This is a genomic window from Vibrio sp. FE10 (assembly GCF_030297155.1).
GTDB classification, from domain to species: domain Bacteria; phylum Pseudomonadota; class Gammaproteobacteria; order Enterobacterales; family Vibrionaceae; genus Vibrio; species Vibrio apostichopi.
This window is the reverse complement of the sequence record NZ_AP028067.1, coordinates 134,832-149,763: the sequence shown is the minus strand read 5'-3', so window position 1 is coordinate 149,763 and position 14,932 is coordinate 134,832. Positions and strand designations below refer to the sequence as shown.

The 14,932-nt window shown below is 46.9% G+C and carries 13 protein-coding genes; 7 read left to right on the top strand and 6 right to left on the bottom strand.

All coding sequences use genetic code 11. The features are described 5' to 3' along the window. Nucleotides 1-353 precede the first annotated feature (353 nt). Nucleotides 354-2,432 (top strand): ATP-dependent DNA helicase RecG, encoded by a 2,079-nt coding sequence (recG, locus tag QUF19_RS00660; protein WP_286295350.1) that lies wholly within the window; start codon nucleotides 354-356, stop codon nucleotides 2,430-2,432. 248 nt (nucleotides 2,433-2,680) lie between these two features. Here recG and envZ read toward each other — a convergent pair whose 3' ends face one another. Further along, complete coding sequence (gene envZ / locus QUF19_RS00655) at nucleotides 2,681-3,976, bottom strand: two-component system sensor histidine kinase EnvZ (protein ID WP_286295349.1); 1,296 nt, start codon at nucleotides 3,974-3,976, stop codon at nucleotides 2,681-2,683. A gap of 167 nt (nucleotides 3,977-4,143) precedes the next feature. Continuing rightward, nucleotides 4,144-4,863, bottom strand: a complete 720-nt coding sequence (gene ompR, locus QUF19_RS00650) for an osmolarity response regulator transcription factor OmpR (RefSeq protein ID WP_009848007.1) — start codon at nucleotides 4,861-4,863, stop codon at nucleotides 4,144-4,146. 178 nt (nucleotides 4,864-5,041) lie between these two features. On the opposite strand from ompR, the gene greB reads away from it, so the two are divergent. Together greB and QUF19_RS00640 are read left to right on the top strand one after the other, a co-directional pair. After that, nucleotides 5,042-5,524: a transcription elongation factor GreB gene (greB, locus tag QUF19_RS00645; protein ID WP_019826456.1), complete on the top strand. Its 483-nt coding sequence runs from the start codon at nucleotides 5,042-5,044 to the stop codon at nucleotides 5,522-5,524. 693 nt (nucleotides 5,525-6,217) lie between these two features. After that, a complete protein-coding gene (locus QUF19_RS00640; protein WP_286295348.1) occupies nucleotides 6,218-8,548 on the top strand; it encodes a Tex family protein in 2,331 nt (776 codons plus the stop codon). 250 nt (nucleotides 8,549-8,798) lie between these two features. Here QUF19_RS00640 and QUF19_RS00635 read toward each other — a convergent pair whose 3' ends face one another. Next, a complete protein-coding gene (locus tag QUF19_RS00635) occupies nucleotides 8,799-9,272 on the bottom strand; it encodes a hypothetical protein (protein ID WP_017107878.1) in 474 nt (157 codons plus the stop codon). A 175-nt stretch (nucleotides 9,273-9,447) separates the two neighbouring features. Next, nucleotides 9,448-10,224 carry a pimeloyl-ACP methyl ester esterase BioH gene (gene bioH, locus QUF19_RS00630; RefSeq protein ID WP_286295347.1) on the bottom strand — a complete coding sequence of 259 codons (777 nt, stop codon included), beginning with the start codon at nucleotides 10,222-10,224 and terminating at the stop codon, nucleotides 9,448-9,450. 93 nt (nucleotides 10,225-10,317) lie between these two features. Between bioH and QUF19_RS00625 the strand changes: the two genes are divergently transcribed. The 4 genes from QUF19_RS00625 (at nucleotide 10,318) to cysQ (ending at nucleotide 13,456) form a co-directional block, all read left to right on the top strand. Next, complete coding sequence (locus QUF19_RS00625; RefSeq protein WP_353505919.1) at nucleotides 10,318-11,031, top strand: ComF family protein; 714 nt, start codon at nucleotides 10,318-10,320, stop codon at nucleotides 11,029-11,031. A 109-nt stretch (nucleotides 11,032-11,140) separates the two neighbouring features. Then, entirely contained in the window at nucleotides 11,141-11,725 is a 585-nt protein-coding gene (nfuA, locus tag QUF19_RS00620) for a Fe-S biogenesis protein NfuA (protein ID WP_009848013.1), read from the top strand. 315 nt (nucleotides 11,726-12,040) lie between these two features. Beyond that, nucleotides 12,041-12,592 carry an ADP compounds hydrolase NudE gene (gene nudE, locus QUF19_RS00615; RefSeq protein ID WP_286295345.1) on the top strand — a complete coding sequence of 184 codons (552 nt, stop codon included), beginning with the start codon at nucleotides 12,041-12,043 and terminating at the stop codon, nucleotides 12,590-12,592. Between the two features lie 36 nt (nucleotides 12,593-12,628). Then, nucleotides 12,629-13,456, top strand: coding sequence for a 3'(2'),5'-bisphosphate nucleotidase CysQ (cysQ, locus tag QUF19_RS00610; RefSeq protein WP_102437898.1), 828 nt, complete (start codon nucleotides 12,629-12,631; stop codon nucleotides 13,454-13,456). A 198-nt stretch (nucleotides 13,457-13,654) separates the two neighbouring features. On the opposite strand, the gene QUF19_RS00605 is transcribed toward cysQ, so the two are convergent. Further along, nucleotides 13,655-14,434, bottom strand: a complete 780-nt coding sequence (locus QUF19_RS00605) for a type II secretion system protein N (RefSeq protein ID WP_286295343.1) — start codon at nucleotides 14,432-14,434, stop codon at nucleotides 13,655-13,657. Nucleotide 14,435: 1 nt separating this feature from the next. Next, nucleotides 14,436-14,924, bottom strand: coding sequence for a type II secretion system protein M (locus tag QUF19_RS00600; protein ID WP_286295342.1), 489 nt, complete (start codon nucleotides 14,922-14,924; stop codon nucleotides 14,436-14,438). Nucleotides 14,925-14,932: the final 8 nt, after the last annotated feature.

Here is a 14,932-nt window from a genome sequence, read left to right as displayed (position 1 = left end):
TAGCTCGCTTACCCGTATCTCGCATCTGCCCTTATCTCTTCGTATCTCGCATCCCGAATCTACTCTTATCTATTCGTATCCCGTTTACTCGCACCCCGAACCTGCTCCTAATCTCTTCGTATCTCATTTACCCGTATCCCTCATCTGCCCTTAATCTTTTCGTATCTCGTTTACCCGCATCCCGAACCTGCTCCTAATCTCTTCGTATCTCGTTTACCCGCATCCCGTATCCGCTCTTAATCTCTTCGAATCTCGTTCACTCTCATCCCGTATCTGCTTCTAAGCTTTACCCTGTACAAAAATCCAGTAAAATGCTTGAATAGATTATCTCTCTTACGTTTATGAGCCTTGTTATGTCACAGCTTTTATCTGCTATCCCTCTCAACTCTTTGTCTGGAGTCGGCGCAAAAGTCGCAGAGAAACTGGAAAAGGTTGGGCTTAACAACGTACAAGACCTGCTGTTTCACCTGCCACTACGCTATGAAGATCGAACTCGTATCTACCCAATCGTAAAACTGCACGCAGGCCTTTGGGCTGCGGTGCAAGGCAAGGTAATGCATGTCGATACCATTTTCGGAAAACGTAAGATGTTGGCGGTAAAAATCAGTGATGGGAATGGCACCATTACCCTACGATTTTTCAACTTCACCGCAGGTATGAAGAATAACTTTGCCGAAGGCAAACAAGTCCATGCCTATGGTGAGATCAAGCGCGGTAATATGGGGCTTGAGATCGTCCACCCTGACTACAAATTCTTTGCGCCTAGGCAACAGCCAGATGTTGAAGCCAATCTGACTCCAGTGTATCCAACCACCGAAGGGTTAAGACAAGTCACGCTGCGTAACCTTACCGATCAAGCTCTAGAGTTAATCGACAAGGCCGCGGTTAATGAGCTTTTACCATCAGGTTTATACGACCACCAAATCACCCTCGCACAAGCTTTGCATATCATTCATAGACCACCTCCGGGCATTGACCTAGAGCAGTTTGATGAAGGTAAACACCCCGCTCAACTGCGTCTGATTATGGAAGAGCTACTGGCTCAAAACTTATCGATGTTGTCAGTCCGTAGTAAAGGGCAGCAAGACAAGGCAATGCCTTTTCCTCCGGTAAACACCCTCAAAGACAAGCTATTGGCTCAGCTGCCGTTCTCGCCAACCAACGCACAAGCACGAGTAACCAAAGAGATCGAGGCTGACCTTGAAAAGCCGCACCCTATGATGCGTTTAGTGCAAGGTGATGTGGGCTCAGGTAAAACCTTGGTTGCTGCACTGGCGGCGGTTCGCGCACTCGAACACGGTCAGCAAGTCGCCTTAATGGCACCAACCGAACTACTGGCAGAGCAGCACGCAATTAACTTTGCCAACTGGTTTGAAGCTATGGGCATTCAAGTTGGGTGGCTAGCAGGTAAACTCAAAGGCAAAGCTCGCGAAACCGAACTGGCACGAATTGCTAGCGGTGAAGCAAAAATGGTGGTGGGAACTCATGCCCTATTTCAGGAGCATGTCGAATTCAAAAATCTTGGTTTAGTGATCATTGATGAGCAGCACCGATTTGGCGTCCACCAGCGACTAGAGCTGCGTGAGAAAGGCGCGAAGCAAGGTTATTACCCTCATCAACTGGTGATGACCGCAACACCGATTCCACGAACGCTCGCCATGACAGCCTATGCCGATCTTGAAACCTCGATTATTGATGAGCTGCCGCCGGGACGAACCCCAATTCAAACCGTCGCGATTCCTGATACCAAACGTGATGACATTGTTGAACGCGTGCGTAATGCGTGTCTCAATGAAGGTAAACAAGCTTATTGGGTATGTACGCTGATTGATGAATCGGAAGTATTAGAAGCTCAAGCCGCTGCCGACACAGCAGAAGAGCTGCAACGCACACTGCCTGAGGTGAAAATCGGTTTGGTTCATGGCCGAATGAAGCCTGCTGAGAAACAAGCCGTGATGCAAGAATTCAAAGACAACAAACTGCACCTTTTGGTTGCGACAACCGTAATTGAAGTCGGTGTGGATGTACCAAATTCGAGCTTAATGATCATCGAGAACCCAGAACGCCTAGGCCTAGCACAACTGCACCAACTACGTGGCCGTGTTGGCCGTGGTTCAGTCGCAAGCCATTGTGTATTGTTGTATCACTCTCCACTGTCTAAAACCGCTCAGAAGCGCTTAGGGGTACTTCGTGAAAGTAACGATGGCTTTGTTATTGCTCAGCGTGATTTAGAGATTCGTGGTCCTGGTGAACTGCTTGGTACCAAACAAACTGGCTTGGCTGATTTCAAGATTGCCGACTTAGTTCGTGACCAACGTTTAATTCCTGAAGTCCAGCGTATTGCTCGTCATATTCACGATAGCTACCCAGACAATGCCAAGGCGATCATCAACCGTTGGTTGGGTGAACGCGATGTTTACTCTAAGGCTTAATGAGCAAAGTGACCGTCATCCAAAACGTAAAAAGGCTTCCCTCAAGGAAGCCTTTTTAATGTGCGTTACTTTCATCAAGCAAGAGCGAGATTCCCTATTCGCTCGTTCCTCACGATAGGGAATGACGATCAAAGTAAACTGTCATCATCAAAGTCCATGGTTAGCAATTCGTCATCCCCGAGAGGGAAGAATGACCGAGTCGGGGATCTATCACCAGCCCCTAACCAACTCAGATCGTTAACTCAAACCTAGGGCTTCACAGGGAAACTGATCTGCGCTTTTAAGCCACCTTCACTGCGGTTATTAACCACCACTGCACCTTGGTGTTGGCTGACAATACGTTTAACGATCGCTAAACCTAAGCCAGTACCTTCACTGCCACGAGCGGTATCACCACGCGTGAACGGTTCAAACAACTTACCTACTTGGTCCTGCGGGATCCCTGGGCCATTATCTTCAACGGTTACCCAAGCCAGTTTATTGTCGGCCGTCATCCCCGTAGAGACCTTAACCCAACCATTGCCGTAACGCAGGGCATTCACCACCAAGTTACTCACGGCACGCTTCATCGCAATTGGGTTACCTAATGCGGGTTTCATTGCTTCCGGAATGTCGGTCTCAATCTGTATCTCGTAGCCACCCTCTGAACTGGATACTTCACGGGCAATATCATCGACAAATACCGCTTGGAATGAATCTCGATCAACGGGCTTTAGGTAGTCCATAAACTGACTGATGATCTCGTTACACTCTTCGGTATCACTGATGATTCCTTCCGCTAAATAGCTGTCTTCTGGCGACATCATCTCGGTCGCCAAGCGAATACGAGTCAGTGGCGTACGTAGGTCGTGACTGATACCCGCCATCAGCAAGGCTCTATCTTCTTCAAGTTCTTGAATGCCTTTCGACATCTGATTAAAGGCTCGGGTTACCGAGCGAATCTCTTGTGCACCTTGTACTGGAAGTGGCGGTGGAATGTCGCCACGCCCTACTCCTTGCGCCGCTTTCTCTAGCGCAATCAACGGACGGTTTTGTAATCGGATAAACAACCAACCACCAGCAACAATCAACAACGCCATGATCAGGCTGTTACGGAATAGAGGCGCGAAGTCTTCCTCTTGTAATTCAGACAGAGGAATGCGAATCAGTGAATTAGGCAGCTGATCGATGTCCATCCACAGTACATAGCTCTCTTTGCCTAGAATCAGCCGAACTTCCGTTTCAGAACCTAACTCTTTGGTCATTTCCTCACTCATTAGGTCAATCGCCATCGCATGGTAATACTCACCCGATGCTTCGCTGTCTTTGGCGTGAACGGTCACCCCGAGTTGCTCAAGCACACGCTGGCGCAGTGGCGCATCGATTTCGATATCGCTGCCTTGATCCAATACTAGGTTTAACTCGTGAGCCAGAATCTTATTGAACTGCTGCAAACTCGGCATCAAGGCATAGTTGAACACGGCGTAATAAGAAAAAACTTGGCTAGCAACTAGTAAGGTTAAGAAGAGCACTATCGACTGAGTAAAGGAGCTACGTATGCGCATAGGAGACCTAAAATGAGGGATGAAGAAACAGAGACATAGTGAAACTATAACTCTAAACCCTTGTGCTGAATAGAAAACGGGCCATCACATATGAATGAGATGACCCGTAAATAAAGAATTCTGATTCACAGAATCGATAAAGCCGCTTTTGAGCTTATAAAGCTAGATTACACAGCTTTGCCATCTGGAACGAATACGTAACCCAAGCCCCACACCGTTTGGATGTAGCGAGGTTTACTTGGATCTTCTTCAACAAGACGACGCAGACGAGAAATCTGAACATCGATAGAACGTTCCATCGCTGAGTATTCACGGCCACGAGCCATGTTCATCAGCTTATCGCGAGACATTGGCTCACGCGCGTTAGTGACCAGTGACTTCAGAACCGCAAATTCACCCGAGGTAAGAGGCATTGGCTCTTCACCGCGGAACATTTCACGCGTACCTAGGTTCAGGCGGAACTCACCAAACTCAACCACAGACTCTTCTGTGCTTGGCGCGCCCGGTGCTTCAATCACTTGGCGACGCATTACCGCTTTGATACGAGCAAGCAGTTCACGCGGGTTAAACGGTTTTGGCAGGTAATCATCAGCACCTACTTCCAAACCCACAATGCGATCCACTTCGTCACCCTTTGCTGTAAGCATTAGGATTGGTAGCGAGTTGTTTGCGTTTCTTAGACGACGACAGATCGACAGACCGTCTTCGCCCGGTAACATTAAATCCAATACCATCAAGTGAAAATTTTCACGGGTTAACAGGCGGTCCATCTGCTCACTGTTTGCCACGCTACGCACTTGAAAGCCTTGCTCTGACAGATAGCGTTCTAGCAATGCACGTAAACGAGCATCGTCATCGACCACTAAAATTTTGTAGTTTTCTTGCATGTAATGGTTCCACCTATTAAAGCTCAAACCTAAGGTTAAGCATTCTTGGTACATTGTATATTGGTATAAGACATTAAAAATGTAACATTATTGGAGAAAAAGTCGCCTAAATAATTGTTAACGTATGTTGCCTTTCTATATATTCTATCTTAGATCATCATTTCATTAAGTCAGATTTATGAAAACCAAACTTATCACCCGAGAAGGTTATAACAAGCTCAAAGCAGAACATGACCACTTATGGCACGAGAAACGTCCTGAAATTACTAAGATAGTCACTTGGGCTGCAAGCCTTGGAGATCGTTCAGAAAACGCAGATTACACGTTCAATAAGCGTTTACTTCGTCAGATTGATCGCCGAGTGCGTTTTCTACGCAAGTTCCTGCCTGATGTCACTATCGTGGATTACTCGCCGCAACAAGAAGGTAAGGTATTTTTCGGTGCTTGGGTCGAGATTGAGAATGATGATGGGGAAATTAAGAAGTTTCGCATTGTAGGACCTGAAGAGATCTACGGCGATGCTAAAGGGTATATCTCTATCGACTCACCAATGGCAAGAGCTCTGCTCAAGAAAGAAGTGGATGATGAGTTTACGGTAACCACACCGGAAGGTGATAAAGAGTGGTTCATTAATTCAATTAGCTACGCAGACAACGCTTAGGGCTTATTTCTTATTGCATATAGCGCATTGCTTAGCGTGATTAAACCGGTCATCACAAAACGAGCAGGCAAAATCACAAACGCCAGATAAAAGAAAACCCCGCTAGGCTTTCGCCTGACGGGGTTAAGTCTCTATCGCAGCAATCCGGCTACTGTTTATCTCTTCGAGATAAGGTGCTCCCTGCATCTTTCCTTGATAGTGGCTAAATCCTTTAACCAATTTCCTTTTTGTTCATCGCCATCCTAGCGGTGTCCATTCTAGCCTGTCATCCTGACTGGCGAATCTCATCCAGAGATTATAACTTCCTTGCTGACCACTCATCCTAAGCAATCAAATCTTCATCCTGAAGATACCTAGTCCATTAGGCTTTTTCCTGTTCCTGCCAACTCCCTGTCGACAAGTTAAATATTACGGCATTTGGACAAGTTTCCTAGACAGTCCCAAAAAACATTTCAGGTAAGAAATACGCCCACAAACACACAACCAAATAAAATCAATAACTTACGTATATTTTAAGACGATCACATCGATTTAAAGTGACTTAGTCGCACACCACGTGTGAGAGATCTCGCACAAAGTGGGTATCACAAACGGAAATTCGACTTCTGACAGGATAATTACACAGCCAAAGCTAGAAAAAGCGTACGCTCACCCCCATGTATTTGTCATGATATTAAATAAGAGATTCATCGGATGAGCCAAGCTATCTGTCGACTGATTGCTGAAGAACTGAATGTTCGTTCAGAGCAAGTCACCGCCGCAGTAAACCTAATTGACGACGGTAACACCGTTCCCTTTATTGCCCGCTACCGTAAAGAAGTCACGGGTGGCTTAGACGATACCCAACTACGTAACCTTGATAGTCGCCTTTCATACCTTCGCGAGCTCGACGATCGTCGCCAAACGATCCTGAAGTCGATTCAAGACCAAGGCAAGCTCACGCCAGAACTGGAGCGTGACATCACTCAAGCCGAAAGCAAGACGCGCCTTGAAGATTTATACCTGCCATACAAACCAAAGCGTCGTACTAAAGGTCAAATCGCAATCGAAGCAGGCTTAGAGCCACTTGCCGATACACTTTGGAATGAACCACAGCACGATCCTGAAACCGAAGCCGCTAACTTCATCAGCAGCGATAAAGGCATTGCTGATACTAAAGCGGCACTGGATGGTGCACGTGCGATCGTGATGGAGCGTATTGCAGAAGACGCAAACCTACTTGAAAAGATTCGCCAACATCTAACACGTAACTCTGAGCTCGTTTCACGTGTCGTGGCAGGCAAAGAGCAAGCTGGCGAGAAGTTCAAAGACTATTTCGAACACAACGAAACACTCAATAAAGTACCTTCTCACCGTGCGCTTGCCATGCTACGTGGCCGTAATGAAGGCTTCCTAACGTTGGCGATGAATGCTGACCCTGAACAAGAAGAAGGTGTCCGTGGTTCGTACTGCGAAAACATCATCTCTGATCACTACGGTATAACCCTGAGCAGCGCACCTGCAGACGCATGGCGTAAGCAAGTGATTAGCTGGGCATGGCGTATCAAGGTTTCCATGCACATGGAAACTGAGCTTATGGGCGCGATGAAAGAACGCGGTGAAATCGAAGCGATTGAAGTGTTCGCAACTAACCTTAAAGACTTGTTGATGGCGGCACCTGCTGGTCCTCGTGCAACCTTGGGCTTGGATCCGGGTTTACGTACTGGTTCGAAAATCGCCGTGGTGGATTCAACCGGTAAGGTTCTGGCAACAGAGACCATTTACCCTCACCCACCTCAAAAGCAATACGACAAGTCTGCGCACGTTGTTGAGCAGATGGTTCGCCAGTTCAATGTTGATTTGATTGCGATTGGTAATGGTACCGCTTCACGCGAAACAGACAGCTTTGTTGCTGATGTGATTAAGCGCGGCAACCTTACAGCACAGAAAATCATTGTTAGTGAAGCGGGCGCCTCGGTTTATTCTGCTTCTGAGTTAGCGGCGAAAGAATTCCCGAACATGGATGTATCGATTCGTGGTGCGGTATCTATCGCGCGTCGTCTACAAGATCCACTGGCAGAACTTGTGAAGATTGACCCTAAATCGATCGGTGTGGGCCAATACCAACACGACGTTAGCCAGACAATGCTCGCTAAGCGCCTAGATGCGATTGTCGAAGATTGTGTAAACGCCGTTGGTGTTGATGTGAATACCGCATCTGCCGCGCTTCTGACCCGTGTCGCAGGCCTTTCTAGCACCATCGCTCAAAACATCGTCGACTTCCGTGATGAAAACGGTCGCTTTGAAGCACGTACTACCTTGAAAAAAGTCGCACGTTTGGGGCCAAAAGCCTTTGAACAGTGTGCGGGCTTCCTGCGTATCATGGATGGTAAAAACCCTCTAGATGCATCATCGGTTCACCCAGAAGCTTACCCATTGGTGAAAACCATCGCCGAGAAAAACCAGAAAGACATCAAGTCTCTGGTAGGTAACACAGACTTCTTACGTGGTTTACATGCGGTTGATTACACTAATGAGAATTTTGGTGTACCGACAATAACCGACATCATCAAAGAACTGGATAAACCGGGTCGAGATCCTCGTCCTGAGTTCAAGACAGCAACGTTCGCCGATGGCGTAAATAGTATGTCTGACTTAGAACCCGGCATGATCTTAGAAGGTGTGGTGTCGAACGTGGCTAACTTTGGTGCGTTCGTTGATATTGGTGTTCACCAAGACGGCTTGGTACACATTTCAGCACTGACCGATCGCTTTGTCGCTGACCCACGTGAAGTGGTGAAAGCCGGTGATATCGTGAAAGTGAAGGTGATGGAAGTGGATGTTCAGCGTAAACGTATTGCACTAAGCATGCGCATGAAAGATGAACCTGGGCAAGATAACCGAGCTCAACGTTCAAGTACGCCTCGTACGCAAAGCCGACCGAATCAAAACTCACAAGGCGGACAACGCCGTCGTGAGGAGCCGCAACAAAACGCTGCGATGGGCGGTGCTTTCGCAGCTGCCTTTGCTAAAGCGAAGAAATAATCCGTTAGCGCATCTGGCAAACTGATTCGCCTAAAACAAAAAACCTGCATCCCTTAGGGTATGCAGGTTTTTATTATGTGTTCAAAAAAGACATCGAAGCTGAGCTGTATTCTACGTATTTTATACTCGAAATAATTGGGGTTGCAGCTAGGCAACAAGTAAGTTCATCCCTATGAGCATAGGGGTTCTATGTAATTAGGGTGAACTTACGCAGTTAACAACGCTGCGGCTTCAAGTATGAAGAGTATAATTACAACACAATCAGCATTTCTGATGGAGCATGAGGCGCAACAGCATGACCATAATGGTATTTTATGACCTTACGTCGTTTCTCCATCTGTCCCTCCTGGATCGCCGCATCTAAAACATGCTTTGGCAGGCGGAAACGCATGGTATAGCCTTTTCCTTGGTCAGCACTGTATGTCTTCAGTGCCAACAAGCTGAATAACCTATCAAAAGGATCTTGAGGCTCTTCATGGCTAATCGAATTGGCTTCTGACTCATTATCCATTTCATAACCAGGATGGTCTGAAGGATCCCAAGCCGACTGCTGCCTTCGTTTATCGTCCGGTTTTACCTTTCGTTCTGCATTGGTTTTGGCCAATGCTACTGCGGGAGCGACAGGCTCTCGAACTCTATTATCACGCGCAACTTGCTCTGTTTGCACATTAACGGATGGGGCGATCAGTGGCACACTTACTGCAGTTGCAGGTGACACAATCATCGCGAACTCTCCTCAAGAATCGCCCATCACTATTGCCATAACACTGCTGTGCTGAGTTACACAACAGGCATAGCCCAAAACTTACCGCAATCAGCTCAGGAGAGAGTGAGGTCTGAGTATCATGCAACGCTTTGGTTAGATTATATATCGACCAAGCCAGCTATAAATTTAGCGATTATTTTTGCGCAAAGCTGATCAGTTCACTGTAGAAGGCATCCGCTTCAGTCATAAATGGCGCATGCGAGGACTGAGTAAAGATGTATTGCTCGGTATGAGGCAGTGCGGCGCCCAAATCCTTGGCGACTTTTATTGGCACTAAACCATCCAGTCGACCATACAAGCGCAGCATCGGTACTGAAATCTGAGGTAATTGTTCACGTAGGTCGACATCAGACAGCATCTTTAAGCCAGCCAATAAAGAGTCAGGATTTGGCAACGGACGTGAAAGCACGGCTTGCTTGAGTTGTTTAACATCTTGCCTTGCAGAAGGGCTGCCCATGGCCTGCAGCGCCATAAAGCGTTCGATGGTGGTCTGAAAATCTTCAACCAGTTGCTCGGTGAATGCGGTTAATACGTTTGACTGAATGCCTCGCCATAATACGGGTTCTTTTGCGGCGGCGAATTTAGGGGAGCTGGCGACAGTCACCAGTTTGCTCACGTAGTCTGAGTGATGGAGAGCCATGTGTGTTGCGACCAACCCACCCAGCGACCAACCCACCCAAATCGCTTGCTTAGGAGCGTCGACAATCAGTTGTTGAGCAATCTCTTCGAGATCTTGAGCGTGGCAATGCGCGCTATGTCCATACCCCGGTAAATCCACCACATGTACTCGAAAATCAGCTTCTAGCGCATTCACGGTTTGTTGCCATACCGCACCGTTCATTCCCCAGCCGTGGACCAGTACCAAATCGGGTCCTTGTCCTGAAACATGCCAATATAACGCGTCACTCATTCTCAATATTCCCTACTTATTTCATCCACCATCAAGGGTACGTTTCAGTATGGTGAGTAAAAAGAACACCATAACCCAAAAGCACTGCGAGCTATGTTATCTGATTGGCTACAAAAACACACACCACGGCTGGTCATACCTCAATGTCACCTATGTAAATTGGATAAATCCCCCCATGATGCTCATCCGCGATGGTGTCATGATTGTCTTAATCTCTTCGAGCCAGTACCGCGCTGCCAGCGGTGTGGCTTAAAAACCCTCACTACCGTCGAACAATGTGGTCAGTGCCTATCTCAACCTCCGCCATGGCATCGTCTCTATTGCGTGGGCGATTACACCTTCCCAACCGCGCGCTATATTCAGCAGATGAAGTATTCCGATAAGTTTTGGTTTGCTCGCGATCTGTCTAAGTTACTAGCCTCACGCATTGACCATCCAGCCCCGCTGATTACCAGTGTCCCTTTACATTGGACTCGATACATTCAACGCAGCTTTAACCAAAGCCAGTTATTGGCAAACTATACCGCTCAAGAATTAGGGGTGAAAAGTGATGTATTGTTTCGGCGAAATCGCGCCACGCTTTCTCAACAAGGGTTAACCAAGTCTATAAGGTTGAGTAACCTGAATGGTGCTTTCACGTTTCTTCATCGCGACTTTGAAGCGACTGATTATCCTCACATTGCAATAATTGATGATGTTGTAACCACAGGCAGTACAGTGTATCAATTATGCCAATTACTACTTGAAGTGGGCGTGAAAAGGATTGATATTTACTGTATCTGCCGCACTCCTGAGCCCTCTGGATAAATAGTGAGAATCGCTACTTGTACAGCAATCCAACAAAAAAGGGCTGAATTACAAATCTGACAGGAGTAGAATGGCGCTAATAACCTACAAATCTACTCAGGTATTCGTCGTGTCAAATATTACTATTACAGAAACCGCTCAAACTCATTTTGCCAATCTGCTGTCACAGCAGCCTGAAGGTACAAACATTCGTGTGTTCGTGGTAAACCCAGGTACGCAAAACGCTGAGTGTGGTGTTTCTTACTGCCCAACAGATGCTATCGAAGCGTCTGACACAAAGCTTTCTTTTGAAGCTTTCTCTGCATATGTCGATGAGCTAAGCCTACCATTCTTAGATGAAGCTGAAATTGACTTCGTTACAGACAAAATGGGCTCTCAACTTACACTTAAAGCACCAAACGCGAAGATGCGTAAAGTATCAGACGACGCAACGTTGATAGAGCGTGTTGAGTATGCAATCCAAACACAAGTAAACCCACAGCTTGCTGGCCACGGCGGTCACGTTAGCCTAGTAGAGATCACTGAAGAAGGTGCGGCTATCGTTGCATTCGGCGGCGGTTGTAACGGTTGTTCTATGGTTGATGTAACGCTTAAAGAAGGCATCGAGAAAGAACTTCTTCAACAATTCGAAGGTGAATTGACTGCCGTTCGTGATGCAACTGAGCATGATCGCGGTGAGCATTCTTACTACTAATCACTTTACGACTAGGTATTCATATCAGTCTTAGGCAGTAGAAAGTTAAAGATTCAATGAAAAGGTTGATGCGCAAGCATCAACCTTTTTTTGTGTTTAAAACAACAAGAGTACTTCCGAACCGTCTATTTCCCGTTCAATGGCAATAATGACAGGTGCGTTACCATTTAGAGTAAGGTATTCAAGTGATCGCAATCGGTTCCTGATTCAATAATTTCAGGATATGAAAACTAGGATCTAGGAACTCAACTCTATTTCCCCTATATTAGAATGACTTTATAAGAAAGAATTCCAATGAGCTAAGGAGCGAGCGCAATGACAAAAAGGACCAAGCCAGAAATTTTGGCTCAACAAACTGTCGCTCAATCAAAACTATTCTCTATCGAGTCTCTCGATTTACGCTTTTCCAACGGTGTAGAGCGTACCTACGAACGCATGAAGCCTAGCGGCCGCAACGCAGTAATGATAGTTCCGATTACTGAGCAGGGCGATATTCTGCTGGTGCGTGAATACGCAGCGGGTACTGAACGCTATGAACTCGGCTTCCCAAAAGGACTGATTGATCCCGGCGAACAGCCAAATGAAGCCGCGGTTCGTGAACTAAAAGAAGAAATTGGCTTTGGCGCTAATAAACTCACGCCTTTAAAAGAAGTGATTCTCGCACCCTCTTATTTCTCTAGCAAAATGACGCTGTTTATCGCAGAAGAACTCTACCCAGAGAAGCTAGAAGGTGATGAGCCAGAACCACTAGACATTGTCCGCTGGCCACTTGCTCAAGCCGAAGAACTGTTAACGCATCTCGACTTCTGTGAGGCTCGCAGCATTACAGCCCTACTATTAGCCCTTCGTGTATTAAACAATAATTAGAACATTCAGGCTCGCTCGAAGAGTAAGAGAATATTTATGCCAATAACAAAAGATTTGTCTCACCTCCTCCCTCCAGTCATTGAGATTGCTCGATCGGCTGGACAGCTCATCTTAGAGATCTATGAGAAAAAGGATTACGAAGAGTTCACCAAGAGTGATGACACTCCGGTAACCAGTGCTGATCTTGCTGCGCATAAGCTGATATTAAAAAAACTCAGTGAGCTAACGCCTGATATTCCCGTATTATCCGAAGAAGATGCCGACATCAGCCTAGAGCAACGCTCTCAATGGGATCGCTACTGGTTGGTTGATCCACTCGATGGTACGCAGGAATTCATCGCAAGAAGTGGTGATTTCGCGACAATTATCGCCCTAATTGAGCATAACAAACCAGTTATGGGCGTCGTGTACGCGCCTGTTTCAGGTGTGAGCTATTACGCTTACAGTGGCAAAGGTGCTTGGAAGATCCCAGACCTTAATGACAGTGTGAAGATTAAGACACACCGCCACGAACTGCCAAACCAATCCATCGCGATGGCGATAAGTCGTCGCCAAGACATCAATCGCATCACTAACCGCATGAGCTCTGCTTGGAATTACGACTTAGTTCCTCTAGGTTCAGCAGCACTTAAGGCATGTTTAGTCGCAGAAGGTGCTGTGGATTGTTATCTACGTATTGGGCCAACCGGAGAGTGGGATACAGCGGCAACCCAGTGCATTGTTGAAGAAGCCGGAGGCCGAATCCTAAGCACTCAATTAGAGCCGCTCTCTTACAATGAAAGGGATACTCTAGAGAATCCAAACTTCATTGTGCTTGGTGATGCAGACCTACCTTGGGCAGAAATCTTACAAGGTAAAGACTAAACTCGACGGCTTTGGTCGCGGTCATGCCGTTAAGTAGTTAAGTAGTTAAGTAGTTAAGTAGTTAAGTAGTTAAGTAGTTAAGTAGTTAAGCAGTTAAGTAGTTAAGTATTCAAACAAAATGGGCACCTCATTGAGGTGCCCATTTTTTATACCTCGTAATTTGATAACCAGCGAATGCTAGCTCAGAAGTCGATCGGGTTAAAAACGACCTTGGTAGGTAAACTGATATTTACCCTGGCTGTCGGGATTGCCCAACCACTTAAGCTGGCTCTGCATCGCTGACGGGAATTCCGCACCCGGCTTAAACCATGCCGCCGAGGTGTAGCTTTGATTTGGCGTTACACTCGCTGAAAACTCACTGTCCACTTGCTCACTCTTCTGAGTGCCTTTAGCTGCAACGGTGTTGTCTTCACAGGTAATATCCGCAATCACAGGGCCAAGGTCTAATGAACCCACTGGCGAGTCGACTGCGGCACCAGACCAAGCAAGCGTACCTTCACCCGATTGGCACCAAGGCTGAGCATGAACTGCGTGTTTGATCGTCAGTTCAACTTGCCCTGCAATAGAAACGGGGACTGGGATAGCCGGCGCATATTTCATCACGTTTCTTGCTGGCATGGATGCCACTAAGTTTTCCGCGTAAGCACCGCTCATGCTGTACCCGACACGCCCTTTACCGGATAAGTTCATATCGCTGTTACGACCAAAGCGAACCGCGAGCTCAGCTTTAGCTTGGAATAGTTTAGAGAACTGGAAGTCCCACTGCACTGAGCCGTAATTGACACGCTGCCAAGCAATATTGTTAGCGCGACCTTGCCAAACGGTGCCCTCAACGCCTTCAATACTTAAACCACGCACAGCGGGCGCATGCTTGAGAGCAAAAGCAGCGGGCAAGTGCAGCAACAAACTTACCGAGAAGAAAACGATAAAAATGACGCTGAATAACAGGCCATATTTGAAAGATAAACCGCGTTTCACATTAACCTCGTTTAAACTGTAGTCGGTTGATCTCAATAACCCCGGGGCTATCAGAACGATCAATATCCATAAACTCAACCTCAACACCCTGCTTTTCTTTCAGGTATGTCAGCCAGTCAACGAACTTACTAAAGGGCACAGGCTTAATCCACACTTGCAGCATCTCACCACGTGGTTGCACGCGTATCAGCTCGATATTAAAACGGCGCATAGAGGCAGGTACAGATTGGTTTAAAGGCTGACTGGCACTGATGCCACCGTTGCCTCGTAGTTCAACCACTTGATTGGCCTTGTCCGTTACCCAAGTCAGAAGTTGCTTCTCACTTTGAATGCGGCTTTGTGCCAGTTCAGCTCGCAGACTGAGTGGCTGTAATACCCCCCAATAAACGACACCCAACACCAATAAAACTGAGCAACCAACGACTAATCGTTGCTCTCTTTGACTTATTGAAGTCCACCACGCTTGGAGTGGTTCAATCATATTTCTCATCACTGATC

Bases quoted from the DNA above. Each gene is read 5' to 3' on its own strand.
- greB (WP_019826456.1), top strand. From the start codon at position 5,042: ATGAAAACCAAACTTATCACCCGAGAAGGTTATAACAAGCTCAAAGCA.
- bioH (WP_286295347.1), bottom strand. From the start codon at position 10,224: ATGAGTGACGCGTTATATTGGCATGTTTCAGGACAAGGACCCGATTTG.
- cysQ (WP_102437898.1), top strand. From the start codon at position 12,629: ATGCCAATAACAAAAGATTTGTCTCACCTCCTCCCTCCAGTCATTGAG.
- QUF19_RS00600 (WP_286295342.1), bottom strand. From the start codon at position 14,924: ATGAGAAATATGATTGAACCACTCCAAGCGTGGTGGACTTCAATAAGT.
- QUF19_RS00625 (WP_353505919.1), top strand. From the start codon at position 10,318: ATGTTATCTGATTGGCTACAAAAACACACACCACGGCTGGTCATACCT.
- envZ (WP_286295349.1), bottom strand. From the start codon at position 3,976: ATGCGCATACGTAGCTCCTTTACTCAGTCGATAGTGCTCTTCTTAACC.
- QUF19_RS00635 (WP_017107878.1), bottom strand. From the start codon at position 9,272: ATGATTGTGTCACCTGCAACTGCAGTAAGTGTGCCACTGATCGCCCCA.
- recG (WP_286295350.1), top strand. From the start codon at position 354: ATGTCACAGCTTTTATCTGCTATCCCTCTCAACTCTTTGTCTGGAGTC.
- QUF19_RS00640 (WP_286295348.1), top strand. From the start codon at position 6,218: ATGAGCCAAGCTATCTGTCGACTGATTGCTGAAGAACTGAATGTTCGT.
- nudE (WP_286295345.1), top strand. From the start codon at position 12,041: ATGACAAAAAGGACCAAGCCAGAAATTTTGGCTCAACAAACTGTCGCT.
- ompR (WP_009848007.1), bottom strand. From the start codon at position 4,863: ATGCAAGAAAACTACAAAATTTTAGTGGTCGATGACGATGCTCGTTTA.